At 70.7% G+C, this 25457-nt stretch carries 21 protein-coding genes and 2 tRNA genes; 11 read left to right on the top strand and 12 right to left on the bottom strand.

Going from position 1 to position 25457, the window contains the following annotated elements:
- Positions 1 to 8 precede the first annotated feature (8 nt).
- The gene (locus tag MW290_RS15945; RefSeq protein WP_250198704.1) at positions 9 to 482 is read right to left on the bottom strand and encodes a cyanophycin metabolism-associated DUF1854 family protein; all 474 of its coding nucleotides are present in this window, start codon (positions 480 to 482) and stop codon (positions 9 to 11) included.
- 2 nt (positions 483 to 484) lie between these two features.
- Complete coding sequence (locus MW290_RS15940; RefSeq protein WP_250198703.1) at positions 485 to 2737, bottom strand: cyanophycin metabolism-associated ABC transporter; 2253 nt, start codon at positions 2735 to 2737, stop codon at positions 485 to 487.
- Between the two features lie 148 nt (positions 2738 to 2885).
- On the opposite strand from MW290_RS15940, the gene MW290_RS15935 reads away from it, so the two are divergent.
- From MW290_RS15935 to MW290_RS15925, 3 genes are read left to right on the top strand one after another with little or no spacing between them, the layout of a single operon-like run.
- A complete protein-coding gene (locus tag MW290_RS15935) occupies positions 2886 to 5090 on the top strand; it encodes a cyanophycin synthetase (protein WP_250198702.1) in 2205 nt (734 codons plus the stop codon).
- Positions 5091 to 5107: 17 nt separating this feature from the next.
- The gene (gene cphA / locus MW290_RS15930) at positions 5108 to 7669 is read left to right on the top strand and encodes a cyanophycin synthetase (protein ID WP_250198701.1); all 2562 of its coding nucleotides are present in this window, start codon (positions 5108 to 5110) and stop codon (positions 7667 to 7669) included.
- Positions 7666 to 8697, top strand: coding sequence for a transporter (locus MW290_RS15925; RefSeq protein WP_250198700.1), 1032 nt, complete (start codon positions 7666 to 7668; stop codon positions 8695 to 8697). Before cphA ends, MW290_RS15925 begins: the two co-directional genes overlap by 4 nt.
- Here MW290_RS15925 and MW290_RS15920 read toward each other — a convergent pair whose 3' ends face one another.
- Positions 8698 to 11127, bottom strand: a complete 2430-nt coding sequence (locus tag MW290_RS15920) for a TonB-dependent receptor plug domain-containing protein (RefSeq protein ID WP_250198699.1) — start codon at positions 11125 to 11127, stop codon at positions 8698 to 8700.
- 139 nt (positions 11128 to 11266) lie between these two features.
- Here MW290_RS15920 and MW290_RS15915 point away from each other — a divergent pair, with 139 nt between their 5' ends.
- Positions 11267 to 12667, top strand: coding sequence for an APC family permease (locus MW290_RS15915; protein WP_250198698.1), 1401 nt, complete (start codon positions 11267 to 11269; stop codon positions 12665 to 12667).
- Positions 12668 to 12722: 55 nt separating this feature from the next.
- On the opposite strand, the gene MW290_RS15910 is transcribed toward MW290_RS15915, so the two are convergent.
- The 6 genes from MW290_RS15910 to rsmB form a co-directional block, all read right to left on the bottom strand.
- A tRNA-Leu gene (locus tag MW290_RS15910) sits at positions 12723 to 12807 on the bottom strand.
- A gap of 124 nt (positions 12808 to 12931) precedes the next feature.
- Positions 12932 to 13007, bottom strand: a tRNA-Phe gene (locus MW290_RS15905).
- Positions 13008 to 13060: 53 nt separating this feature from the next.
- Positions 13061 to 13762, bottom strand: coding sequence for a response regulator (locus tag MW290_RS15900; protein ID WP_250198697.1), 702 nt, complete (start codon positions 13760 to 13762; stop codon positions 13061 to 13063).
- A 5-nt stretch (positions 13763 to 13767) separates the two neighbouring features.
- Positions 13768 to 16059: a sensor histidine kinase gene (locus tag MW290_RS15895; RefSeq protein ID WP_250198696.1), complete on the bottom strand. Its 2292-nt coding sequence runs from the start codon at positions 16057 to 16059 to the stop codon at positions 13768 to 13770.
- A 7-nt stretch (positions 16060 to 16066) separates the two neighbouring features.
- Positions 16067 to 16645, bottom strand: a complete 579-nt coding sequence (locus tag MW290_RS15890; RefSeq protein WP_250198695.1) for a DUF4390 domain-containing protein — start codon at positions 16643 to 16645, stop codon at positions 16067 to 16069.
- Positions 16646 to 16675: 30 nt separating this feature from the next.
- Positions 16676 to 17986: a 16S rRNA (cytosine(967)-C(5))-methyltransferase RsmB gene (gene rsmB / locus MW290_RS15885; RefSeq protein WP_250198694.1), complete on the bottom strand. Its 1311-nt coding sequence runs from the start codon at positions 17984 to 17986 to the stop codon at positions 16676 to 16678.
- Positions 17987 to 18063: 77 nt separating this feature from the next.
- Here rsmB and folE point away from each other — a divergent pair, with 77 nt between their 5' ends.
- Positions 18064 to 18795 carry a GTP cyclohydrolase I gene (gene folE / locus MW290_RS15880; protein ID WP_250200019.1) on the top strand — a complete coding sequence of 244 codons (732 nt, stop codon included), beginning with the start codon at positions 18064 to 18066 and terminating at the stop codon, positions 18793 to 18795.
- Positions 18796 to 18815: 20 nt separating this feature from the next.
- Complete coding sequence (locus MW290_RS15875; RefSeq protein ID WP_250198693.1) at positions 18816 to 19244, top strand: BLUF domain-containing protein; 429 nt, start codon at positions 18816 to 18818, stop codon at positions 19242 to 19244.
- Between the two features lie 94 nt (positions 19245 to 19338).
- On the opposite strand, the gene MW290_RS15870 is transcribed toward MW290_RS15875, so the two are convergent.
- Positions 19339 to 19884 (bottom strand): LemA family protein, encoded by a 546-nt coding sequence (locus tag MW290_RS15870; RefSeq protein WP_250198692.1) that lies wholly within the window; start codon positions 19882 to 19884, stop codon positions 19339 to 19341.
- Complete coding sequence (gene queC / locus MW290_RS15865) at positions 19881 to 20591, bottom strand: 7-cyano-7-deazaguanine synthase QueC (RefSeq protein ID WP_250198691.1); 711 nt, start codon at positions 20589 to 20591, stop codon at positions 19881 to 19883. The genes MW290_RS15870 and queC overlap by 4 nt, the downstream gene beginning before the upstream one ends.
- Before the next feature lie 111 nt (positions 20592 to 20702).
- On the opposite strand from queC, the gene minC reads away from it, so the two are divergent.
- The 3 genes from minC to minE all read left to right on the top strand — a co-directional run bounded on the left by minC (position 20703) and on the right by minE (position 22673).
- Positions 20703 to 21527 carry a septum site-determining protein MinC gene (minC, locus tag MW290_RS15860; protein WP_250198690.1) on the top strand — a complete coding sequence of 275 codons (825 nt, stop codon included), beginning with the start codon at positions 20703 to 20705 and terminating at the stop codon, positions 21525 to 21527.
- 63 nt (positions 21528 to 21590) lie between these two features.
- Positions 21591 to 22406: a septum site-determining protein MinD gene (gene minD / locus MW290_RS15855; RefSeq protein WP_250198689.1), complete on the top strand. Its 816-nt coding sequence runs from the start codon at positions 21591 to 21593 to the stop codon at positions 22404 to 22406.
- Positions 22407 to 22409: 3 nt separating this feature from the next.
- Positions 22410 to 22673 (top strand): cell division topological specificity factor MinE, encoded by a 264-nt coding sequence (minE, locus tag MW290_RS15850; RefSeq protein WP_250198688.1) that lies wholly within the window; start codon positions 22410 to 22412, stop codon positions 22671 to 22673.
- On the opposite strand, the gene MW290_RS15845 is transcribed toward minE, so the two are convergent.
- Positions 22642 to 23604 carry a LysR family transcriptional regulator gene (locus MW290_RS15845; RefSeq protein WP_250198687.1) on the bottom strand — a complete coding sequence of 321 codons (963 nt, stop codon included), beginning with the start codon at positions 23602 to 23604 and terminating at the stop codon, positions 22642 to 22644. The two genes, minE and MW290_RS15845, sit on opposite strands and share 32 nt — an antisense overlap.
- A gap of 85 nt (positions 23605 to 23689) precedes the next feature.
- Between MW290_RS15845 and MW290_RS15840 the strand changes: the two genes are divergently transcribed.
- Both MW290_RS15840 and MW290_RS15835 read left to right on the top strand, forming a co-directional pair.
- Complete coding sequence (locus tag MW290_RS15840) at positions 23690 to 25066, top strand: acyclic terpene utilization AtuA family protein (protein WP_250198686.1); 1377 nt, start codon at positions 23690 to 23692, stop codon at positions 25064 to 25066.
- The gene (locus MW290_RS15835) at positions 25063 to 25425 is read left to right on the top strand and encodes an AtuA-related protein (RefSeq protein ID WP_250198685.1); all 363 of its coding nucleotides are present in this window, start codon (positions 25063 to 25065) and stop codon (positions 25423 to 25425) included. Before MW290_RS15840 ends, MW290_RS15835 begins: the two co-directional genes overlap by 4 nt.
- The last annotated feature ends 32 nt before the right edge of the window (positions 25426 to 25457 follow it).

Raw genomic sequence — 25457 nt, 5'->3', positions numbered from 1 at the left:
GGCGCCCGCTACAGAAACCGCTCCAGCAGCCGCCGCGAGCCGCGGTCCAGCGTGCGCCAGTTGGGCACGTTGAAAAAGATGCCGTGACCGCTGGCGATCATCAGCCGGCCGTCGGTGCCGACGCGGCGGATGTCCTCTTCGCCCTTCAGCTCGAAACGGGTGGGCCCGCGGTCGGTGTCCACGTCCCACAGGCTGGGCGTCGAGAACGTGGACACGGCGCGGATGCGCTGGATCTGCGGCGCGAACTCGCGGTGCGCCAGTTCGTCGTCGATCAGCGCCCGCAGCGGCGCCGGCAGCTCGGCCAAGCGATCGATCCAGGCCACCTCGCGGCCCTCGGCACTGACCATGGACACACCCTCATCGGGCGCGCCCAGCGGAAACGCACGCACCGGCGTCACGCCCTCGTGGCGCTGGCCTTCGGCGGTGGTCAGCACCAGGCGGCCGAAGCTGTCGCGTTCAAGTTGGAAGGAAGCGGGGGGCATGCTCAGGCTCCGGCCGGGTGGGCGGCGTGGGTGGGCTCGCGCTCGGGCGTCACGTCGTCGGCGTCCACCCTGCGCGCCTGCGCCTCATAGAGGCGCCAGTAGTGGCCCTGGCGGGCGATCAGCTCGTCGTGCGGACCCACCTCCACCACGCGGCCCCGGTCCATCACCACCAGCCGGTCGGCCTTGCGCAGCGTGGACAGCCGGTGCGCGATGGCAATCGTGGTTCGGCCCTGCACCAGGTTGTCCAGCGCCTTCTGGATCTCGCCTTCGGTCTCGGTGTCCACCGCCGAGGTGGCCTCGTCCAGGATCAGGATGCGCGGGTCGATCAGCAGCGCGCGGGCGATGGAGATGCGCTGGCGCTCACCGCCGGACAGGCCCTGGCCGCGCTCGCCCACCAGCGAGTCGTAGCCGTGCGGCAGCCGCAGGATGAACTCGTGGGCATGGGCCGCGCGGGCGGCGGCGATGATCTCGGCGCGGGTGGCGTCGGGCCGGCCGTAGGCGATGTTCTCGGCCACGGTGCCGAAGAACAGGAACGGCTCCTGCAGCACCAGGCCGATGTGGCGCCGGTAGTCGGCCACGCTGAAGCGGCGGATGTCGGTGCCGTCGACCTCGATCGCGCCGTCGGTCACGTCGTAGAAGCGGCAGATCAGATTCACCAGCGTGCTCTTGCCCGAGCCGCTGTGGCCCACCAGGCCAATCATCTCGCCGGGGCGGATGTCGAGGTCGAGCCCGCGGATGATGGAGCGGCTGCCGTAGCGGAAGCCCAGAGCGCGCATGCGGATGCCGCCGCGCGGCTGCTGCAGGGGCACCGGCTGCTCGGGCTCGGGCACGTTGGACACGTGGTCCAGGATGTCGAAGATGCGCTTGGCGCCGGCCGCCGCCTTCTGCGTGACCGAGACGATGCGGCTCATCGAATCGAGCCGGGTGTAGAAGCGGCCGATGTAGGCGATGAAGGCGGTGAGCACACCCACCGTGATGCTGCCGTTGGACACCAGCCAGATGCCGAAGGCCCAGACCACCAGCAGGCCGACGTCCGTCAGCAGCGACACCGTGGGCGAGAACAGCGACCAGGTCTTGTTCAGCCGGTCGTTGACCGCCAGGTTCAGCCGGTTGGCGGCCTTGAAGCGGTCGGCCTCGCGGCGCTCCTGCGCAAAGGCCTTGACCACGCGGATGCCCGGGATGGTGTCGGCCAGCACGTTGGTGACGTCGCCCCACACGCGGTCGATCTTCTCGAAGCCGGTGCGCAGGCGGTCGCGCACCAGGTGGATCATCCAGGCGATGAAGGGCAGCGGCAGCAGCGTGACCAGCGCCAGCCACGGGTTGATGGAGAACAGGATGGCCGAGGTCATCCCGATCATCAGCACGTCGGTGGCAAAGTCGAGCGCATGCAGCGACAGGAACACGCTGATGCGGTCGGTCTCGGAGCCGATGCGCGCGATCAGGTCCCCGGTGCGCTTGGCGCCGAAGTAGTCGAGCGACAGCCGCAGCAGGTGCTCGAAGGCGGCGGTGCGCAGGTCGGCGGCGATGCGCTCGGACACCAGCGCCAGCAGCCAGGTGCGCGCCCAGCCCAGGCCCCAGGCCAGCAGCGCCGACCCGAGCAGCCCCGCCAGCAGGCTGATCGCCAGCCAGGTGTCGATGCGCTGGCCGTTCTGGAACGGGATCAGCACGTCGTCCATCAGCGGGATGGTGAGGTAGGGCGGCACCAGCGTGGCGGCGGTGGACGCCAGCGTCAGCGAAAAGCCGGCGATCAGCTGCTTGCGGTAGGGCTTGGCGAAGCGCCCCAGGCGCAGCAGCACCCAGGTGGAAGGCACCTCGGTGGCTTCGCGGCTGAAGTCGTCGGGCTCGAAGGGGTCGTCGGCATCGTCCGCCGGGCTGCGGTGCAGCCGGTCGAGCTGCCGCTCCACCTGCGCCAGCCACTGCAGCGCCTGCACGTTGGCCGCCAGCGTGAAGCGCCACTGCGCCAGCCGCCGTTGGGCGTCGTGCAGCTCGATGGTGCCGACGCCGGCGTGGTCGGTGTGGCGCAGGCTCAAATCGGCCGTCAGCGGCCAGTCGGCCCAGCCGTCGGCGCTGCCGGCCAGCAGGCGGCGGTCGGTGAGCACCAGCAGCCCGGGCGCAAAGCGCTGGCGGGCGTCGAGGTCAACCTCCAGCGTGCCCAGCACGTTCTCGTCGCTCGCCAGCAACGAAGGCAAGGCCTGGGTGAGGTGGAGGGCGCCGGAGGCGCCGACGGTGGAAGATTGTTCTTGGAGGGGTTGCATCGACAGGCCGGCCCGGGCGATGGCCAGGCAGACGGATTCTGAACCATGCCCGCAACGCATCAAGCACCCCGCCCGACGACAGCCCGGTCGCCACACGACGCACAATCCCACGATCACCCGGCCTCGCGGCACAACCCCCTGCGGACCCATGAGCAAATTCCAAGACATCCGGCTGCTGCGCATCAACTACCTGCGGGGGCCCAGCATCTGGACCTACCGCCCCGTGCTGGAGACCTGGCTCGACCTCGGCGAGCTGGAGAACCACCCGTCCAACGTGATCCCCGGCTTCAACGCCCGGCTGTGCGCGTTGCTGCCGGCGCTGGTGGAACACCACTGCGGCGTGGGCGAGCGCGGCGGCTTCCTGCAGCGGCTGGATGAAGGCACCTGGATGGGCCATGTGCTGGAGCACGTCGTCATCGAGCTGCTGAACCTGGCCGGCATGGCCACCGGCTTCGGCCAGACGCGCAGCACCTCGCAGCACGGCGTCTACCGCATGGTGTTCCGCGCCCGCGACGAGCATGTCTCGCGCACCGCGCTGGCCTGCGGCCACCGGCTGCTGATGGCCGCCATCAACGACGAGCCCTTCGACGTGCCGGCCGCGGTGGCGCAGATCCGCGAGCAGCTGGACGACACCTACTTCGGCCCCAGCACCGCCTCCATCGTCTCGGCGGCCACCGACCGGCGCATTCCGCACATCCGCCTGAACGGCGGCAACCTGGTGCAGCTGGGCTACGGCATGCGCCAGCGCCGCATCTGGACGGCCGAGACCGACAAGACCGGCGCCATCGCCGAGAACATCGCCGGCGACAAAGACCTGACCAAGCGCCTGATCGCCGCCTGCGGCGTGCCGGTGCCCGAAGGCAGCACCGCCGACAGCCCGGCCGCCGCCTGGGAAGCGGCCGAGGACATCGGCCTGCCGGTGGTGGTCAAGCCGCTGGACGGCAACCACGGCCGTGGCGTCAGCCTCGACCTCAACACCCGCGAGGAAGTGGAAGCCGCCTGGCACGTGGCCGACGCCGAGGGCAGCGGCGTGATCGTCGAGCGCTACATCCGCGGCGACGAACACCGGCTGCTGGTGGTAGGCAACGAGGTGGTGGCCGCCGCCCGCGGCGAAAGCCTGTGGATCACCGGCGACGGGCAGTCGAACGTCACCGCGCTGGTGGACAACCAGCTCAACACCGACCCGCGCCGCGGCGAGGCCGAAGAATTCCCGCTGGAGTTCATCGACCTGCAGAAGGACGGCGTGATCCGCCTGCTGCTGCAGCGCCAGGGGCTGACGCCCGAGTCGGTGCCTGAGGCGGGCCGGCGCATCCTGGTGCAGCGCAACGGCAACGTGGCCATCGACTGCACGGACGACGTGCACCCCGAGGTGGCCCGCGTGGCCGCGCTGGCCGCCCGTGTGGTGGGCCTGGACATCGCTGGCATCGACATGGTGGCCGAGGACATCCGCCGCCCGCTGCACGTGCAGGGCGGCGCCATCGTCGAGGTGAACGCCGGCCCCGGCCTGCTGATGCACCTGAAGCCCGCCGTGGGCATGCCGCGCCCGGTGGGCCGCGCGGTGGTGGACCACCTGTTCCGCGAGGGCGAAGACGGCCGCATTCCCATCGTGGGCGTGGCCGGCACCCGCAACACCACGCTGGTGGCACGGCTGGTGGCTTGGCTGCTGCAGCTGGCCGGCCGCCATGTAGGCCTGGCCTGCCGCGAGGGCCTGTACCTGGAGCGCCGCCGCGTGGAAGGCGGCGACGCCACCCGCTGGGACAGCGCCCAGCGCCTGCTGATGAGCCGCAGCGTGGACACCGCGGTGATCGAGAACGGCCCGGTGCAGATCCTCAACGACGGCCTGGCCTATGACCGCTGCGACGTCGGCATCGTCACCGACCTCGACCTGCCCGACAGCCTGCGCGAGCCGCTGGCCCAGCACGACTTCTTCGAGCCCGACCAGCTGGTGAAGGTGCTGCGCACCCAGGTGGACGTGGTGCTGTCGCACGGCACCGCGGTGCTGAACGCCGCCGATGAGCGCGTGGCCGCGCTGGCCGAGCTGTGCGATGGCGACACCATCCTCTACGGCATCGACCCGCAGCTGGTGGCCATCGACAAGCACCGCGGCACCGGCGCCCGTGGCGGCCGCGCGGTGTTCGTGCGCGATGGCCGCGTGGTGCTGGCCACCGGCAGCGCCGAGACCCGCCTGGCCCCGGTGCAGCGCATGGCGCTGGGCCGCGGCGCCGCGCACGACCCGATCGACACCGAAGCCTTGCTGGCCGCCATCGCCGCCGCCTGGGCCCAGGATGTTCCGCCCGACCTGATGATTGCCGGCATCGAGACCTTCGCCGGCGACGTGGCCACCGCCGTCTGACCCACCGCCCCAAGCCCATGCAAGTCTCCCGCATTCGCGCGCTGCGCGGCCCCAACCTCTGGACCCGCAACACGGCCATCGAGGCGATCGTCCAATGCTCCGAGAAGGCGCTGACGCTGTCGCAGCGCGACGACTTCGAGGACCGGGTGCGCCAGCGCTTCCCGGCCATCGGCGCGCTGCGGCCGGCCACCGGCGCCGCCTCGCTGGCCCATGTGCTGGAAGCAGCCGCGCTGGCGCTGCAGAAGGAAGCGGGCTGCCCCGTCACCTTCAGCCGCACCTCGGCCACGGTGGATGAAGGCGTGTACCAGGTGGTGGTGGAGTACAGCGAAGAGGCCGTGGGCCGCATGGCGCTGGAAGAGGCGCACCTGCTGGTCAGCGCCGCACTGGCGGGCACCGACTTCGACGTCGACGCCGCCATCCGCCGCCTGCGGGAGAAGGACGAGGACGTGCGCCTGGGCCCCAGCACCGGCAGCATCGTGCACGCGGCGCTGGCCCGCGGCATTCCGTACCGCCGGCTCACCGAAGGCAGCCTGGTGCAGTTCGGCTGGGGCGCCAAGCAGCGCCGCATCTGGGCCGCCGAGGTCGATTCCACCAGCGCCGTGTCCGAGGCCATCGCCCAGGACAAGGACCTGACCAAGAAGCTGCTGCGCGCAGCCGGCGTGCCGGTGCCCATCGGCCGCCCGGTGGACAGCGCCGACGACGCCTGGGCCGTGGCCCAGGAAGTGGGCCTGCCGGTGGTGGTGAAGCCGCAGGACGGCAACCAGGGCAAGGGCGTGACGGTGAACATCACGCACCGCGACCACCTGGACATCGCCTACCGCGCCGCCGCCGAGTACGGCACGGTGATGGTCGAGAAGTACCTGCCCGGCTCCGACTACCGCATGCTGGTGGTGGGCGACCAGCTGGTGGCCGCCGCCCGGCGCGATCCGCCGCACGTGATCGGCGACGGCGAGCACACCGTGCGCGAGCTGGTCGAGCGCGTCAACGCCGACCCGCGCCGCGGCGAAGGCCATGCCACCTCGCTGACCAAGATCCGTTTCGACGAGATCGCCATCGCGCGGCTGGCTGAACAAGGCCTGACCGAACAGTCGGTGCCGGCGGTGGGCCAGCGCGTGATCCTGCGCAACAACGCCAACCTGAGCACCGGCGGTACCGCCACCGACGTGACCGACGACGTGCACCCCGAGGTGGCCGAGCGTGCGGTGGCCGCGGCCCGCATGATCGGCCTGGACATCTGCGGCGTGGACGTGGTGTGCGAAGGCGTGCTGGAGCCGCTGGAGGCGCAGCACGGCGGCGTGGTGGAAGTGAACGCCGCGCCCGGCCTGCGCATGCACCTGTCGCCCTCGTACGGCAAGGGCCGGCCGGTGGGCGAAGCCATCATCAACCACCTGTTCCCGCCGGGTGAAGACGGCCGCATCCCGGTGGTGGCCGTCACCGGCACCAACGGCAAGACCACCACCGCCCGCCTGATCGCGCACCTGCTGGCCAGCGACGGCCTGCGCGTGGGCATGACCAACACCGACGGCGTGTACGTGGAAGGCCGGCAGATCGACTCCGGCGACTGCAGCGGCCCCAAGAGCGCGCGCAACGTGCTGGCCCACCCCGACGTGGACGCGGCGGTGTTCGAGACTGCCCGCGGCGGCGTGCTGCGCGAGGGCCTGGGCTTCGACCGCTGCCAGGTGGCCGTGGTCACCAACATCGGCGCCGGCGACCACCTGGGCCTGAACTACATCACCACGGTGGAAGACCTGGCGGTGCTCAAGCGCGTGATCGTGCAGAACGTGGCACCCACCGGCTATGCGGTGCTCAATGCGGCCGATCCCATCGTCGCCAAGATGGCGGCCACCTCGCCGGGCAAGGTGATCTTCTTCGCGGCCGACCGCCACCACCCGGTGATGGCCACGCACCGTGCCCAGGGCGGCCGCACCGTGTACGTGGACGACGGCGCGGTGGTGGTGGCCGAAGGCAGCTGGCGCGAAGCCATCTCGCTGCGCGACGTGCCGCTGACGCGCGCCGGCACCATCGGCTTCCAGGTGGAGAACGTGCTGGCCTCGGTGGCCGCGGCCTGGGGCCTGGGGCTGGACCTGGCGGCCATCCGCAGCGGGCTGGCCAGCTTCGTCAACGACGCGCACAACGCGCCCGGCCGCTTCAACGTGATGGATTTCCGCGGCGCCACCGTGATCGCCGACTACGGCCACAACCCCGACGCGATGCGGGCGCTGGTGCAGGCGGTGGATGCGATGCCGGCCAAGCGCCGCAGCGTGGTGATCAGCGGCGCCGGCGACCGGCGCGACGAAGACATCCGCGAGCAGACCGTGATCCTGGGCGATGCCTTCGACGACGTGATCCTGTACCAGGACGCGGCCCAGCGCGGCCGTGCCGACGGCGAGGTGATGGCGCTGCTGCGTGAAGGCCTGGGCCAGGCCCGCCGCACCCGCCATGTGGAAGAGATCCGCGGCGAGTTCCTGGCCATCGACACCGCGCTGGACCGCCTGCAGCCGGGCGACCTGTGCCTGGTGCTGGTGGACCAGGTGGAAGAAGCGCTGGCCCACCTCGACCAGCGCATCAAGGCCGGATGACGCCGGCCGCCGCCAGCTCCTACGGCGCCGACGAATCGGGCCTGATCTGTGGCTACCGGCTGGGGCCGGGCCGCCACGGGCAGGACATCGGCTCGGCCGAGGCCGCGCAGTGGCTGGCGGCACGCCGGGCTGGCGCCTCGGCCCATGGCGAGTTCCTGTGGCTGCACTTCAACCTGGCGCACACCGGCAGCCAGCCGTGGCTGGCGCAGGCAGCGCAGCTGCCCGAGCCGTTTTTCGAGGCGCTGAAGGAAGACCTGCACTCCACCCGCATCGAGCGCACCGACCACCATGCGCTGATCGCGGTGATCAACGACGTGCACTTCTCGTTCTCGTTCGAGCCGTCCGAGATCAGCACGCTGTGGGTGCATGTGGACCGGCACCTGGTGGTGACAGCCCGGCGCCATGCGCTGCGCTCCATCGATGCGCTGCGCACCGCGGCCAAGCGCGGTGACACCATTGCCTCACCCATCGAGCTGCTGGAAGCGCTGCTGCGGGCCCAGGCCGACGTGCTGGTGCGCATCGTGCGCGACGTGACCGCGCGGGTGGACGAGGTGGAAGACGAACTGCTGGCCAACCGGCCTGACGCGCGCCGCGCCAAGCTGGGCGCGATGCGGCGGGTGCTGGTGCGGCTGCAGCGCCTGCTGGCGCCCGAGCCGGCGGCGCTGTTCCGGCTGCTGCAGCACCCGCCGGCGTGGATCGACGAAGCCGGCGTGCTGGCGCTGCGCCAGTCCACCGAAGAGTTCTCGGTGGTGCTGCGCGACATGTCGGCGCTGCAGGAGCGCATCAAGCTGCTGCAGGAAGAGATTGCCGCCCGCGTGAACGAGGACAACAACCGCAGCCTGTTCGTGCTGACGGTGGTGACGGTGCTGGCCCTGCCCATCAACCTGATCGCTGGGCTGCTGGGCATGAACGTGGGCGGCGTGCCGCTCAGTGAAGAGCCGCACGGCTTCTGGATCGTGGTGAGCATCGTCACCGCCTTCACCGTGATCGCCGGGCTGGTGGCCTGGCGATCACGCCGCCGAGACTGATCAGAACGTGTACCGCGCCCGCGCGTACCAGTACGCGCCGTTGAAGCCGACCGGCGACAGCACGTCGTAGGGCAGGTTGCCAAAGTAGGCGATGTCGGCGATGGAGCGGTCGGGGTAGCGGTTGGTGATGTTCACACCGCCCAGCGCCAGCGCCCAGGCCTTGGTGGGCCGCCATTCCACTTCCGCGTCCAGCTGCCAGGTGGCGCCATAGGTCTGCGTGGGCGTGAAGCCGTCGCCGAAGTCGAACACCCGCGTGGTCTTGCCATGGCGGGTGGCCCGCAGCAGCCCGCCATAGGCGCCGCCGGTCCATTGCGCGGTGAACACATGGCGCTGCCGCGGCGACGAGGACGTGAGCGTGTTGGCCTCTTCCAGGCCCACCAGGCCACCGCTGGCGCCCAGCGCCGTGAGCTGCGCCGGCAGGCCCTCTGTGCGCTGGATGCGGGTACGGCTGGCCGAGATCGCGGCGCTCAGCTGCAGGTCGCCGCCGGCCGCCTTGCCCTGCCACTGGCCCACCAGGTCGGCACCCTGCGTGCGGGTGTCCACCGCGTTGGTGAAGAAGTTGACCCCATCCACGTTCAGCAGGCCGTACTGGCTGGCCAGCAGGCTGCTCAGCGCAGCGCTGCTGAAGCGCTCGCTCAGCGTGATGCGGTCCTTCACGTCGATGCGGTAGACGTCCAGCGTCACCGACACGCCGGCCGCGGGCTGCGCCGTCAGGCCCAGGCTGAAGTTGCGCGAGCGCTCGGGCTTCAGGTCCCGGGCGCCCAGGGCCTGCGCCGCGGCGCTGCCCACCGGCAGCGTGCGCACCTGGCTGAGCACGCCGCCATCGCCATAGTTGGAGGTGGTGAAGCTGAAGGCTTCCTGCGCCAGCGAAGGCGCACGGAAGCTGGTGGACGCCGCGCCGCGCAAGGCCAGCGCGGGCGTGAAGGCATAACGGGCCGACAGCTTGCCGGTGCCGGCACCACCGGCATCGCTGTAGTGGTCGTAGCGGGCGGCCGCTTCGGCGAACAGCTGCTTGCTCACATCGGCCGAAAGGTCGGCATACACGCCGACGATGCGGCGCGAGGTGTCGGCAGTATCGGCGGGCGACAGGCCCGGGCCGGCCTGCGCGCCCGGTGGCGCGATCACCGGGCCGATGGCGGTGGAGGCGGCATCTCCCGCGCTGCTGCGAAAGCCCTCACGCCGCCATTCGGCGCCCACGGCCAAGGTGGCCGGCTGGGCCAGGCCCAGGTTCAGCGGCCGGCTGAGGTCGAGGTTGGCCACCCATTGGTCGAAACGGTAGCCGCCGAGGTCGAAGCGCGTGGGGCTGGCCGCGCCCAGCGAGGCATTGAGCGAGCGGCGCACGCCGAAGTCGAAGTCGTTGCGGCCATAGGCCAGGCTGGCATCGGCCTCCCAACCGACCAGCGGGCCTCGCACACCCGCGGTCAGCGCGAGGTCGTCGCTGCGGCCGGTGGTCTCGGGGCGGTAGCCATCGGGGTAGAAGCGGTCGGGGTTGGCCGAACTGTCGGGGTAGCGGAAGTAGGCCGCGCCCACGCTGTCGCGACGCGTCCAGGTGCCGAAGGCATAGGCCTCCTGGCCACCGGCCAGCGGCAGGGCGCCGTTCAGCCACAGGCCCAGCTTGTCGGCCTGCGGGTCGCCGGCCGCGTAGTTGCGGCGGCCTTGCAGCGCCAGGTTGTCGGGCGTCGGCTCCTCGAAGAAGGGCACTTCGTCGGCACCGGCACGGTTGGTGGCCTGGCGGCGCGACAGCTCGGCACCGGCGCGCACGAAGCCGTCGCCCAGCCGCCAGCCCTGCTTGAGCTGCAGCTCGCCGCCGGCACCGTCGGTCAGGCGCTCATCCGTCGGCGCAAAACGGGTGCTGTAGCCGCCGGCCGTGGCCACGGCCTCGCCGCCTTCGCGCGCATCGTCCAGGATGATGTTGATGACGCCGGCAATGGCATCCGACCCGTACTGCGCGCCAGCGCCGTCGCGCAGCACTTCCACCCGCTTGACCGCATTGAGCGGCAGCGCATTGAAGTCCACCGGGTTGGTGCCCTTGCCGGTCTTGGATTCCACGTTCACCACCGCCGACACATGGCGCCGCTTGCCGTTGACCAGCACCAGCACCTGGTCGGGGCTCATGCCGCGCAACTGCGCCGCACGCACATGGTCGGCCGCGCCCGAGTTGCTTTGCCGCGGAAAGTTGAACGAAGGCAGCAGCGTCTGCAGCGCGGCGGCCAGGTTGCCCTCCGGGCCGGCGGCGCGGCGCAGGTCGTCGGCATACAGCACGTCGATCGGCGAGGCCGAGCTGAGCACCGTGCGGTCGCGGCTGCGGGTGCCGGTGACCACCACCGAATCGGTGGTGTCGGCGGCCTGGGCCACCGGGGTGACGCCGGCGGCGGCGGCGGCAAGGCCCAGCAGAAGGCGGTTGCGGACCGAAGAATCAGGACGGTTCATGGAGTGCTGGCCAAGGAAAAGAAAAGCAAAGCCGCGAGCGTAGCCATGCGCCGCGATGAAGGCCACTGACCGTGGCGCATATGCAAATGCAGACGCAGCGCGGCCGGCAGCAACGCCAGCGCGGCGACACTGCCGCCCCATGACCACAACGCCTGATCTCGCCGCTGATGCGGCGCCCGAAAGACACCTGAACGTGCGCCACGCGGTTTCCGTGTGCGTGGGCATGGTCGTCGGCGCCGGCATCTTCAAGACCTCCCCCATGGTGGCCGCCAGCCTGGCCAGCGACCATGCGCTGTACCTGGCCTGGGGCCTGGGCGGCCTGCTGTCCTTCATCGGTGCACTGTGCTTTGCCGAGCTGGCGGCGGCCTTTCCGCATGCGGGTGGCGACTACCACTTCCTGCGCCTGGCCTTCGGCGCGCGCACCGGCTTCCTGTTCGCGTGGTCGCGCTTCGGGGTCATCCACACCGGCTCGATGGCGCTGCTGGCTTTCGTCTTCGGCGACTACCTGAACCAGGTGGTCAAGCTGGAGCAATGGCTGGGGCCGCAGCTGGGCGCGTACGGCAGCGCGCTGTTCGCAGCCACCGTGATCGTGCTGCTGACGCTGCTGAACTTGCGCGGCGTGCACGTGGGCCTGGGTACCCAGGTGGGCCTGATGGGGCTGGTGATCGCCGGCATGCTGGCGCTGGGCGCCGCGGCCGGCTGGCTGATGCTGCAGGGCGTGCCGCCCGCCACGCCGCTGGCCACGCCTGACCGCAGCGAGCCAGTGGCCATCGGCACCGCCTTCGTCTTCGTGTTCCTGGCCTACGGCGGCTGGAGCGATGCGGCCACGCTGTCGTCCGAGATGCGCGACGGTCGGCGCGGCATCGTGCATGCGCTGCTGCTGGGGCTGGCCATCGTCACCGGCCTGTACCTGCTGGCGAACTTCGCCTACCTGCGCGGCCTGGGCCTGGAAGGCCTGGCCCGCAGCGAAGCACCGGCCGCCGAGCTGATGCGCATGGCCTTCGGCACGCCCGGTGAGCTGCTCATCGTCGGCGCCGTGGCGCTGACCTCAATCACGGTGATGAACGCCATCCTGATCGCAGGTGCCCGCACCACCTGGGCCGCGGCGCACGACCTGCAGCAGGCGCGGCTGCTGGGTGGCTGGCTGGGCGCGCGGCTGGGCCGTTGGGACCTGTCGCGTGGCATCCCGCCGGCCTCAGTGGCGGCCATCGGCATCGTGGCGGTGGCACTGGTGGGCCTGGGCACCGTCACGCGCGGCGGCTTCTCGACGATGGTGGACTACCTGTCGCCGGTGTACTGGGGCTTTCTGACGCTGAGCGCGCTGTCGGTGCTGGTGCTGCGCCGCACCCGGCCCGACGCAAACCGGCCCTTCAAGGTGCCGCTGTACCCCTGGCTGCCGCTGGCCTTCTGCGCCTGCTGCGCCTACCTGCTGGTGTCGAGCGTGCTGTACGTGAAAGCCGGCGCGCTGGTGGGCCTCGGCGTGCTGGCGGTGGGGGCGATGGTGCTGGCACCGCGTGGTCGCCTGAAGGCGACGCCGTAAACGACCAGATCAAAGCAAAAGGGCCGATGCTTGCGCATCGGCCCTTGCTGATCTTTGGTGCCCAGGAGAGGACTCGAACCTCCACGGAGTTACCCGCTAGTACCTGAAACTAGTGCGTCTACCAATTCCGCCACCTGGGCATTTCAGGGCCGCGACTGTAGCACGAGAAGTTGCGTGTTTGGCAAGCCTTGCACACCACTTGTCTAGACAACCTGGCCCTCACGAAAAACCCTGAAGAGCTGAGCTTTCAAGGTCTTGCGATTTTGGTGGCCAAGGGCGGAATCGAACCACCGACACGCGGATTTTCAATCCGCTGCTCTACCAACTGAGCTACTTGGCCAAGACCACGAGTATAGCGTCAAAACTTCGGGGTGCAATACCCCGCCGCGTTTTTTAGAGCGCGCTGCGCTTGTTGCGGCTGAGGTCCACGCCCAGCTGCTTGAGCTTGCGGTACAGGTGCGTGCGCTCAAGACCGGTCTTCTCGGCCACGCGGGTCATGCTGCCGTTTTCCTTGGCCAGGTGGAACTCGAAGTAGCTCTTCTCGAAGGCATCGCGTGCCTCGCGCAGCGGCCGGTCGAGGTCGAAGGACTGCTCGCTCTGCGGCCCCAGCTGCAGCGGCTGCGGTGGCGGCAGGCCCATGCCGCCGGTCATCGCCGATTCCACCGTGAGGCCGCCGTCGCCACGCAGCGGCAGGCCGCCACCCAGCGGCGGCGCCTCGTTGCCGCGCGGTGCCGGCTTGGCCAGGCCCGCCTCCACCGCACGCAGCAGCTTCTGCAGCGTGATGGGTTTTTCCAGGAAGGCCATCGCGCCGTACTTGGTGGCTTCCACCGCGGTGTCGATGGTGCCGTGCCCGCTCATCATGATGACGGGCATGGTCAGCTGCGAGGTGCTGCCCCATTCCTTGAGCAGCGTGATGCCGTCCACATCGGGCATCCAGATGTCCAGCAGCACCAGATCGGGACGTCGGCGTTCGCGGGCCGCGCGTGCCTGTGCGGCGTTCTCTGCCAGTTCGACGGTGTGACCTTCGTCGGTCAGGATCTCGGACAACAGGGCACGGATGCCGAGTTCGTCGTCAACAACAAGTATTGTGGCCATGATCCTCAGTGCGCCAGGGGAGGAGAACCGGCCACCACCACGGCGGCGGCGGCGGGTACGGCGGCGAGGTTCGAAAATGATAACGAAACTTGCGCGCCTGCCGGTTGAGCCGATTCGCTCAAGCCGGCCACTTCATCCGTACGGTTGCCAATGCGCACGCGTGCGCCATGCTCATCGGCGATCTTCTTGACCACCGCCAGGCCCAGGCCGGTGCCTTTGCTCTTGGTGGTGACATAGGGCTCGAACGCGCGCTTGAGCACCTTGTCGTTGAAGCCGGGTCCGTTGTCGAGCACTTTCAGCCGAACGGCACGCACGTCGCCGTTGTCGTTGCGCACGGCTTCGGTGATCACGTCGACGTGGCCGTCGGCCCGCTCGTCGACGGCGTCCAGCGCGTTCTGCACCAGGTTGTGAACCACCTGGCGCAGCTGCGTGGTGTCGCCCAGGATGGCGGGCAGCGCGGGGGCGCAATGCGCGGTCAAACGGCCCTGCTCGGCCTGCGCGCCATACAGCGCCAGCACCTCGCCCACCAGCTGGTTGAGGTCCAGCGGCCCCAGGCTGGCGGCGGGCAGGCGCGCATAGTCGCGGAATTCGTTGACCAGCTGCTTCATCGCCTGCACCTGGGCGACGATGGTGCCCACCGAGCGCACCAGCATCGCCTGGTCGGTGCCTTCGAGCTTGCTTTCCAGCTTGTGCTGCAGCCGCTCGGCCGAGAGCTGGATGGGCGTCAGCGGATTCTTGATCTCGTGCGCCAGGCGGCGCGCCACCTCGGCCCAGGCGGCCGAGCGCTGGGCCGACACCACGTCGGTGATGTCGTCGAACACCATCAGCCGCGCGTCGTTGGGCAGCACCGCGCCACGCACCAGCAGGGTCAGCGTGTCGCGGTCGGCGCCGGTGGGCTGCAGGTCGAAGGAGTCCTGCCAGTGGTCGCGCTCGCCGGCTTCGGGGCTGGAGCGGTGCAGCTCGAAGCGCTGCCACACGCCCTGGGCGAAGGCTTCCAGGCCGGAGACCTCGTCCAGCCGCTGGCCCACGTGGGCCGACAGCGGCAGCTTGAGGATGCGGGTGGCACCGGGGTTCACGCTCTCGATGCGGCGTTCACGGTCGAACACCACCACGCCGGCGGTCAGGCTGTCGAGGATGGTCTGCAGGTGGGTGCGGGCGCTTTCCAGCTGGGCGACGCCCCGCTGCACCTGCTCGCGCGCCTGGCCCAGCTGCTCGGTCATGTCGGCAAAGCTGCGCGTCAGGCCACCGAGTTCGTCGCCGGCGGTGGACACCGGCTTGGCCGTGAGGTCGCCCTGGGCCACCTGGCGCACGCCTTCGGCCAGCAGCAGCAGCGGCCGCGCCAGCTGGGTGCCCAGCAGGCCGGCCAGCAGCACCGCGCCGAACACCGCCAGGATGAGCGCCAGCGTCAGCGTGCCCACGTACATCTTGCGCAGGCCGTCGCGCGCCAACGCGCGCTGCTGGTACTCGCGGTAGGCGCTCTGCACCGCCAGCGCATTGGTGGCCAGCGCGGCCGGCACCGGCTGCACCACCAGCAGGAAGCGGTCTTCGCCGGCCAGCGTGATGTCGTTGTTGGGGATGAGCGCCAGCGCCCGCACCCGCCCGCGTGGCGATGCACCCGGCGCGGGCTCGTCGTCCAGGCCTTCCAGCTGGGCGGCCGCCCGCAGCAGCCGGGCCTGGCGGATCTGCTGCGCCGACGGCCGCTCGGGCGCGATGGAGGCGCCGGCGGTGCCGCCCGCGGCCACCAGGCTCTGCCCGCTGGCATTGAGCACGGCCACCTGCTCGGCGCCCAGCTGCTCGCGCAGGCGCTCCAGCTGCAGCGTGTCGGGCTGCAGGCGCGTCTCGGCCATGCGGTCGGCGGCGGCGCGGGTGCGGTCGCCCAGGTCGAACACCAGCGCATCGAGCGTGCTGCGGCCCAGGTTGAGGCCGGCATCCAGCGCGCCCTCCACCCGGGCGTCGAACCAGGCCTCGATGCTGCGGGTGACGAACTGGTAGCTCACGGTGTAGATGAGTACGCCCGGCACCACGCCCACCAGCGCGAAGATGCCGGCCAGCTTGAACAGCAGCTTGCTGCCGAACTTGCCGCGCTTGAGCCGCACCACCAGCCGCACCGCGGCCAGCAGCACCACCAGCGCCAGCAGGGCCGCGACGGTGACGTTGACCCAGAACAGCCAGACGAAATTGCGCTCGTAGAAGACGCGCGAGTCGGTGGTCAGCGCCAGCACGAAGGTGAGCACCAGCGCCACGCCGATGGCTGCCACCAGCGAGACGATCCAGGCCCAGCGGAGCGACTTGCTCATCGTCCGCTCACTGCGGCTCGACCTGCACGGTGCGTTCCACCTGCAGCGTCCAGTCGGCCAAGGTGCCGATGCCGATCTGCATCGGCCGCGGCAGCTGGCCGGTGTCCAGCCGGAATGTGAAATCGACGTACAGCGGCTGGTCGGGCTCCACCTTGGACAGGTCGGCGATGGGCCAGTTGGTGGCGCGCGAGATGGCGGCCAGCGCATCGGACTGGCTGCCGTAGGACTGGTGCAGACCGCCCTGGCTGACGCGCCAGCTGGCCGTCAGCGGCTGGAAGGACAGCCGCCACGACCGGTGGGCGCGGCCCACGCGCTCGTCGCGCCAGTACCAGCGCGGGCGGTAGGTGGTGGCCTGGGCCTCGAAGTAGATGGGCACGCCGCGCTGCAGCGCCTCGTCCACCGCGCGGGGCAGTTGCAGCCGCACGTTGTAGTCGAGCACCAGGTTGCCGTCGGGCTTGCGCACCTGCAGCTCGAGCCGATCGACGCCCTGCGCGGCGGCCGGCAGGAAGGCGGCCGACAGCCAGGCCATCAGCGTGGCCAACAGCAGGGCCCGCCATGCGAGCGGCCCGAAAAGGGAGCGGACCATCCGGCAGCGGATCACGGCGGGGCAGGTCAATCAGGTCTTGTGCAGGAGCGCGTAATAGAAGCCGTCGGACACCGGGGCTTCGGCGGGATTGTCAGCCACCGGCAGCAGATGCCCGGGTGACGCCGCGTCCAGCCGTGCCGCGCCGCCGTCGTGGCGTTGCAAAAACGCATCGGTCTGCTGGCTGCCTTCGGCGCGGAACACCGAGCAGGTGGCGAACAGCAGCCGGCCACCGGGTGCCAGCAGCGGCCACAGCGCGTCCAGCATCTGCGCCTGCACCTGGGCCAGCGCGATGATGTCCTCGGCCCGGCGCAGCCAGCGGATGTCGGGGTGGCGACGCACGATGCCCGAGGCGCTGCAGGGTGCGTCGAGCAGGATGGCGTCGAAGGGCCGGCCGTCCCACCAGGCGCGCGGGTCGCGGGCGTCGGCCGCCGCCACCTGCGCCTGCAGGCCCAGGCGGTTCAGCGTCTCCTGCACGCGCTTCAGGCGCACCGGGTCGCTGTCCAGCGCCAGCAGGTCCAGCTCGGCCAGCTCCAGCAGGTGGGCCGTCTTGCCGCCGGGGGCGGCGCAGGCGTCCAGCACGCGGGCGCCGGCGGGCAGCGGCGGCAGCGTGCCCTCGCCATGCACCAGCAGCGGCGCGGCGCGCTGGGCGGCGGCGTCCTGCACCGAGACTTCGCCTTCCGCGAAACCGGGCAGCTGCTGCACCGGACAGGGCTCGGCCAGCACCAGCGCCTGCGGGCCGACGACGGTGGCCGCCCGCCCCTGCGCGGCCAGCCGCTGGGCGTAGGCGGGGGCCGTGCCGCGGCGGGCGTTGACGCGCAGCGTCATCGGCGGGCGGCGGTTGGCGGCCTGCAACACCGGCTGCCACTGGGTGGGCCAGTCCTGCTTGATGCGGTCGATCCACCACAGCGGATGGTTGAAGGCGGCCACCGGGTCGTGCGTGGCCGCGGCCACCAGGGCTGCCCGCTCGCGCAGGAAGCGGCGCAGCACCGCATTGATGAAGCCCGCCGCCGCCGGCGTGCGCTTGTGGGCAGCGGCCACGGCCTGGTCCACCAGCGTGTGGTCGCCATAAGGCGGGGCTTCGGTGGGCCACAGCAGCGCCAGCGCGGTGACCAGCAGCGCATCCACCTTGGGCGGCGGCGTCTTGGGCGCGACCGCCTCGCGCACCTTGGCCGCACCGCCCAGCCAGCGCAGCGCATGGAAGCTCAGCGCCTGGGTGCCGGCGCGGGCATCGGCCGGCACGCGGGCGATCACGTCGGTCAGGGACTTGCCGCTGCGCACGGCCATCACGGCATCGGCCGTGTGGTCAAGCAGTCGGGAAAGCGGCAGGGCATGCGGGGTCATCGGGGCAGTCTACCCAGCGACCGGGGCTGTAACAGACAATGCCTGGAACCCGAGCAGGGCCGGAGCACCGAATGAGCATGTCACGCAGCATCCCCAAGATCCTTCCGAACGAGGACGACCTGGCACGACTGCCGGCCTCCGAACGCATCCGCTACCGCCTGATCGGCGCGGACTGCCGCTACCACGCCAACGACAACATCTCGGCCCATGTGCGCCCGGGTGAACTGGAAGAGCTGAAGGCCGAGGTGACGGCCAAGATGCAGGAAGTGCTGTCGTCGCTGGTGATCGACACCGAGAGCGACCACAACACCAACGAGACCGCGCGCCGCGTGGCCAAGATGTTCATCGACGAGGTGTTCCGCGGCCGCTACGTGCCGATTCCAGCGGTGACCGAGTTCCCCAACTTCTCGCGCTTGAACGAGCTGATGATCGTGGGCCCGGTGAAGGTGCGCAGCGCCTGCTCGCACCACCTGTGCCCCATCCTGGGCAAGGTGTGGATCGGCATCCTGCCCAACGAGCACTCCAACCTGATCGGCCTGAGCAAGTACGCCCGCATCTGCGACTGGATCATGAGCCGGCCGCAGATCCAGGAAGAGGCGGTGACCATGCTGGCCGACGAGCTGCAGGATCGTGTGAAGCCCGATGGCCTGGCCATCGTGATGGAGGCCGACCACTTCTGCATGCACTGGCGCGGCGTCAAGGACGACGAGTCCATGATGACCAACTCGGTGATGCGCGGTGCCTTCCTCAAGGACTCGACGCTGCGACGCGAATTCCTGTCGCTGCTGTCGAAGAAGAACGCCAACTGAGCCCGGCCCCGGAGAACACCATGCTGGTACGACTGATGTACGCGAGCCGCGCAAGCGCCTCGATCGACCAGGAAGAGCTGCAGTCGCTGCTGCGGCAATGCAAGTCGGCCAATCCGCGCCAGGGCGTCACGGGGGTGCTGTGCTTTTCCTCCGGCATCTTCATGCAGGTGCTGGAAGGTGGCCGCATGGCGGTGAACCAGCTCTACAACAAGATCGTGTCCGACCCGCGGCACACCGACGTGGTGCTGCTGGACTATGCCGAGATCCGCGAACGCCGCTTCGCGGGCTGGTCCATGGGCCAGGTGAACCTGCAGCGGCTGAACCCGGCCATCCTGCTGAAGTACTCGGAGACGGCCACGCTGGACCCGTACGCGGTGTCGGGTCAGGCGTCGATGGCGCTGTTCGAGGAACTGGTGGCCACCGCGTCCATCATGGGCGAACGCGGCTGACGTCGGCCCCCAAGCTCGCTGCGCTCGCGCCCCCCCGAGGGGGAGCACCCGCCCTTGGGGCGGCCCGGCGGGCGGGTTTCCACCAGCCGGGCCCTCAAAGCGGCCCGGTGTCCTCGAAGCCGTAGAGCTTGACCAGCAGCCGCGTGGGCCACTGGTGGGCGGCCTCGTTGCAGGCCTGCACCGCGTCGTTGAACAGCTGGCGGCCGAAGGCCAGGCGCTGCTCCACCTCGCGCAGTTCGGCCAGCCAGCCGCGCACGTCGTCTCTGGCCTTCAGCTCGGTGTCCTGGTCGGCCAGCGCGCGCACCCGCACCAGCGCCGCGGCCAGGTGGCGGTCGGCCTGCACCAGGCGCTCGGCCGCGGTGGCCAGCACCGGTTTGGCCCGCATCGCATCGGCGGCCAGCGTCACCTGCAGCTGCGCGGCGGTCACCGCCTCCACCGCGCCCTGCTCGGCCGGCCAGGCCTCGGCCAGCACCGGCATCAGCGCGGCCAGCAGGTCCTTGCGGCGGCGCAGCGGCTCGTCCACCTGGGCCCAGGCCTGCACCACCTTGTTGCGCAGCGCGACGATGCGGTTGTAGGCGCCCACCATCCAGAAGATGAGGATGGCGCCGATGGCCAGCAGCGTCAGCTCGCGGGTGGTCAAGCGGCAGCCTCCGCCAGGTGTTCGGCATGGCCGCGGGCGCGCAGCTCGCAGGCCGGGCAGTGGCCGCAGCCATAGCCCCAGGCATGGCGTTGCGTGCGGTCGCCCAGGTAGCAGGTGTGGGTGTGCTCGACGATCAGCGCATTCAGCGCCTCGCCGCCCAGCGCCTGCGTCATCGCCCAGGTCTGCGCCTTGGTCAGGAACATCAGCGGCGTTTCCACCGTCATCGGCGCGTCCATGCCCAGCGACAGCGCCACCTGCAGCGCCTTGAGCGTGTTGTCGCGGCAGTCGGGGTAGCCGGAGTAGTCGGTTTCGCACATGCCGCCCACCAGCACGCTGGCGCCACGCCGGTAGGCCAGCGCCGCCGCGAAGGTGAGGAACAGCAGGTTGCGCCCCGGCACGAAGGTGTTGGGCAGGCCGCTGGCGGCCATCTCGATCGCGCGGCCGTCGGTCAGCGCGGTGTCGGAGATCTGGCCCAGCAGCCGCAGGTCGAGCAGGTGGTCCTCGCCCAGGCGTTCACCCCAGGCCGGGAACTGCGCGCGCAGCTCGGCCAGCACCTGCTGGCGGCATTGCAGCTCCACCACATGGCGCTGGCCGTAGTCAAAGCCGAGCGTCTCGACACGGGCATAACGGGCCAGGGCCCAGGCCAGGCAGGCGGTGGAGTCCTGGCCGCCGGAAAAGAGCACGAGGGCGCTGGAAGGAGATCGCATGGCGCAAAGCATAGCGGCGGCTCTGGGCCGCCCCTACGTCTGAACACACTCGGTGCGCGGGCGCGGCGCGGCTGCGCCGGTAAACTCGGCCTCTTTCCGAAGCCCCGAGACATGGCCGTCGCTGCCCCGCCGAACTCCCCCGACATTTTCGACCTGCGCAGCGCCGCACTGACGCTGGTGGCCGTCGTGCTGAAGACGGCCGACCTGTCGGTGCTGGCCCGCGAACTGGACGCCCGCACCGCCGACAACCCCGGCCTGTTCGACAACGACCCGGTGGCGGTGGACCTCACCGCCGTGCGGGACGAACACGAGCCCATCGACTTCGCGCTGCTGGTGGCGCTGCTGCGCCAGCACCGCATGATGCCGGTGGCCGCCAAGGGCGGCTCGCCGGAGCAGATGGCCGCCGCGCTGGCCGCCGGCCTGGTGGAGGCGCCCGACTTCACCCCGCCCGCCCGCGCGCCCCGCGCCGCCCCTGCGCCCGCTCCGGCACCTGAGCCCGTGGCCGCCGCACCGGCGCCCGAACCCGAGGTGCGCGAGGTCATCCGCGAGGTGATCCACGAGGTGGAAGTGGTGCGCGAGGTGCGCGTGCCCGGCGAGGCGCCGGCCACCATGGTGGTCGACAAGCCGCTGCGCTCGGGCCAGCAGGTGTATGCCCGCGGCTGCGACCTGATCGTGCTGGCGGCCGTGAACTTCGGCGCCGAGGTCATCGCCGACGGCCACATCCACGTCTATGCACCGCTGCGCGGCCGCGCCCTGGCCGGCGCGCGCGGCAACACCGAAGCCCGCATCTTCACCACCTGCATGGAGGCGCAACTCGTCTCCGTGGCAGGCATCTACCGCACCACCGATGTACCGCTGCCAGCGGACATCGTCGGCCAGCCGGCGCAAGTGCGGCTCGAAGGCGAAAAGCTCGTCATCGAGCGCCTGGGCGCCTGATGCGCCGTCGCCGCTGACACACCGTACGCAAGCCAAGTCTGCACAAGAAAGGACCAGCCACCGATGGCCAGAATCATCGTCGTCACCTCCGGCAAGGGAGGCGTGGGAAAGACGACCACCAGCGCCAGCTTCTCGTCCGGCCTGGCCCTGGCGGGCCACAAGACCGCCGTCATCGACTTCGACGTCGGCCTGCGCAACCTCGACCTGATCATGGGCTGCGAGCGCCGCGTGGTCTACGACCTGATCAACGTGATCCAGGGCGAAGCCAACCTGAACCAGGCGCTGATCAAGGACAAGCAGTGCGACAACCTGTTCGTGCTGGCCGCCTCGCAGACGCGTGACAAGGAAGCGCTGACGCAGGAAGGCGTGGAAAAGGTGCTCAAGGAGCTCGCCGAGATGGGCTTCGAGTACATCGTCTGCGACTCGCCGGCTGGCATCGAGACGGGCGCCATGATGGCCATGCACTACGCCGACGAGGCCGTGGTGGTGACCAACCCCGAGGTGTCCTCGGTGCGCGACTCCGACCGCATCCTGGGCATGCTGAGCAGCAAGACCAAGCGCGCCATCGACGGCCTGGAGCCGGTGAAGGAGCACCTGCTGATCACCCGCTACAACCCCTCGCGGGTGGAAGGCGGGCAGATGCTGTCGCTGAACGACATCCAGGAGATCCTGCGCATCAAGCTGATCGGCGTGATCCCCGAGTCGGAGTCGGTGCTGGACGCGTCCAACCAGGGCGTGCCGGCCATCCACCTCAAGGGCAGCGACGTGTCCGAGGCCTACCAGGACGTGGTGGCCCGCTTCCTGGGGGAAGAGCGGCCGATGCGCTTCATCGATGCCGAGAAGCCCGGCTTCTTCAAGCGGCTGTTCGGCGGGAGGTAAGCGATGTCCTTCCTCTCCTTCCTGCTCGGGGAAAAGAAGAAGACCGCCAGCGTTGCCAAGGAGCGGCTGCAGATCATCCTGGCACACGAGCGCAGCGGCAGCGGCGCGCCACGGGCCGACTACCTGCCCGCGCTGCAGCGCGAGCTGGTGGCGGTGATCTCCAAGTACGTCTCCATCTCGCCCGACGACATCAAGGTGCACCTGGAAAAGCAGGACGACCTGGAAGTGCTCGAAGTCAAGATCGAGCTGCCGGACGCCGCACGCTGACGGCCCGCGGCGCCGCCGCGCGCCGCCGCACCACGCCCGCCTGGGTGCCTTCGGGCCGGCGGGCCATCACCCACTCATAAAACGCCTGCGCGGCCACCGACAGGCTGCGGTCACGCGGCCGCACCAGGTAGATGTGCCGCTGCAGCCCCGGCCACGCCAGCCGGCGCGTGAGCACGCCCGGCGCCTGGAAGTGGAACAGCGTGAGCCAGGGCACCACGCTGATGCCGATGCCGGCGCGCACCATGCCCATCACCGTGGCCAGCTGGTCCACCTCCATCACCGACTGCATGGCCTGCGGCTGCGTGGCCGCGTCCAGGTACTGCCGCACGCTGGACGTGCGCGACAGGTGGATGAAGGGCCAGGCCGCCACGTCGCGCGGGCGCACTTCGCGCAGCCTGGACAGCGGGTGGTCGGCGGGGCACACCAGGTAGAAGTCGTCGCTGCAGAAGGGCTCGGCCTGCAGCTCGGGCGTCTCGGCCCGGGTGGCGGCCAGGGCGAAGTCGGCCTCGCCATGGCGCACCCGCTCGATGCAGGGCTCGGACAGCACGTCGGCCACGCGCAGCTCGATGCCCGGATGCAGCGCCTGGAAGCCGGTCAGCACCTGCGGCAGCCAGCCTGCGGCCAGGGAGGGCAGCAGCGCCACCGACACCCGCCCGCGCCGCCGTTCCGCATGGTCGTGCATGCCGGCCACGGCGCGCTCGAACTCCTCCAGCACCCGCTGCGCCGAAGCAGCGAACTCGCTGCCTTCGGCCGTCAGCGCCACCGAGCGGGTGCTGCGGTCGAACAGGCGCAGGCCCAGCGACTCCTCCAGCTGGCGTATCAAGGCGCTGAAGGCGGGCTGCGACAGGTGGCACAGCGCCGCCGCGCGGGTGAAGTTGCGCTGCTCGGCCAGCGCCAGGAAGGCCCGCAGCTGGCGGGTGGACACATTCATCTGCATTGCCGATCAAGCCATCCGAATTCTCGAATTCTCTGATCAATCAGCGCGGCCTACAGTGGCCGCAAACCCGAGGAGACCCATGCTTGCGCAACCCCTGCGCATCGGCGGCGCGGCCGGTTTTTCCGGCGACCGCACCGATGCCGCCGCACCGCTGGTGCGGGCGCTGATCGACGCCGGCGGCCCGGCGGTACTGATCTTCGAGACGCTGGCCGAACGCACGCTGGCGCTGGCCCAGCTGGCCCGCCGCCAGAACCCCGAGGCCGGCTACGAGCCGCTGCTGGACGACCTGCTGCGGCCGGTGCTGGCCGATTGCCTGCACCATGGCATCCGCATCGTCAGCAACTTCGGCGCGGCCAACCCGGCCGGCGCGGCACGGCGCATCCGGGCGCTGGCGGCCGAACTGGGCCTGCCGGCGCCACGCATCGCCGTGGTCAGCGGCGACGACGTGTCAAGCCCCGAGCACCGCGACGCGCTGCTGGGCTGCCTGGGCGAAGCCGACCGCCGGCAGCTGGCCGACAAGCCGCTGGTCAGCGCCAATGCCTACCTGGGCGCGGAGGCCATCGCCGCTGCGCTGAAGGCCGGCGCGCAAATCGTGGTGTGCGGCCGCGTGGCCGACCCTTCGCTGGTGGTGGGGCCGGCGCTGGCGCACTTCGGCTGGGCCGGCGACGACTGGGACCGCCTGGCCCGCGCCACCATGGCCGGCCACCTGCTGGAATGCGGCGCCCAGGTCACCGGCGGCTACTTCGCCGACCCCGGCGTGAAGGACGTGCCCGGCCTGGCCACGCTGGGCTACCCCATCGCCGAGATCGACGCCGACGGCCACTGCACGCTGGGCAAGCCGGCCGGCACCGGCGGCCTGGTGACCGAGCACACGGTGAAGGAGCAGTTGCTGTACGAGGTGCACGACCCCGCCGCCTACCTGACGCCCGACGTGGTGGCCGACCTCAGCCAGGCCCAGGTGCTGCCGGTAGGCCCCGACCGCGTGCGGCTGGAAGGCGTGCGTGGCCATGCACGCACCGACACGCTCAAGGTCAACGTCTGCTTCGAGTCGGGCTGGCTGGCCGAAGGCGAGATCTCCTACGCCGGCCCGCGCGCCGAGGGCCGTGCCCGGCTGGCCGCCCAGGTGCTGCGCGAGCGGCTGGCGGGCCTGGGCCCGCTGCGTGCCGACCTGATCGGCGTGGCCAGCGTGTTTGCCGACGATGCCGGCCACTGGCTGGCCGACACGCCCGACGGCGGCGCCACCGACGTGCGGTTGCGCGTGGCGCTGCGCCATGCCGACAAGGCCGGCGCCGAGCGCCTGGCGCGCGAGGTGCTGGCGCTGTACACCTGCGGCCCTGCCGGCGGTGGCGGCGTGCGCACCACGCTGCGGCCCACGCTGGGCACCGTCTCGTGCCTGATGCCGCGTGCGCTGGTGCAGCCGCGCTTCGAGATGCTGGATGCGGAGGTGCACCCGTGACCCGGCAGCTGATCACCGTGCCCCTGTGGCGCGCCGCTCATGGCCGCACCGGCGACAAGGGCAACCGCTCCAACATCAGCGTCATCGCCTGGCAGCCGGCGCTGTATGCGCCCATCGTCGAACAGATCACCGAGGCGGTGGTGGCGCAGCGCTTTGCGCACCGCCGGCCCAGCCGGGTGCAACGCCACCTGCTGCCCACGCTGCACGCGATGAACTTCGTGCTCGACGACGTGCTGGACGGCGGCGTGAACGACGCGCTCAACCTCGACAGCCATGGCAAGGCGCTGTCCTTCCTGCTGCTGGACCTGCCGCTGCACCTGCCCGCCGACCTGGCGCCGCTGCTGTGCGGGCCAGCCTGACGCCCATCCCCACCATCCACAACAACCGGAGA

The sequence above is a fragment of the Aquincola tertiaricarbonis genome (assembly GCF_023573145.1).
Classification (GTDB): Bacteria; Pseudomonadota; Gammaproteobacteria; order Burkholderiales; family Burkholderiaceae_C; genus Aquincola; species Aquincola tertiaricarbonis_B.
This window is presented reverse-complemented; position numbering and strand designations above follow the sequence as displayed.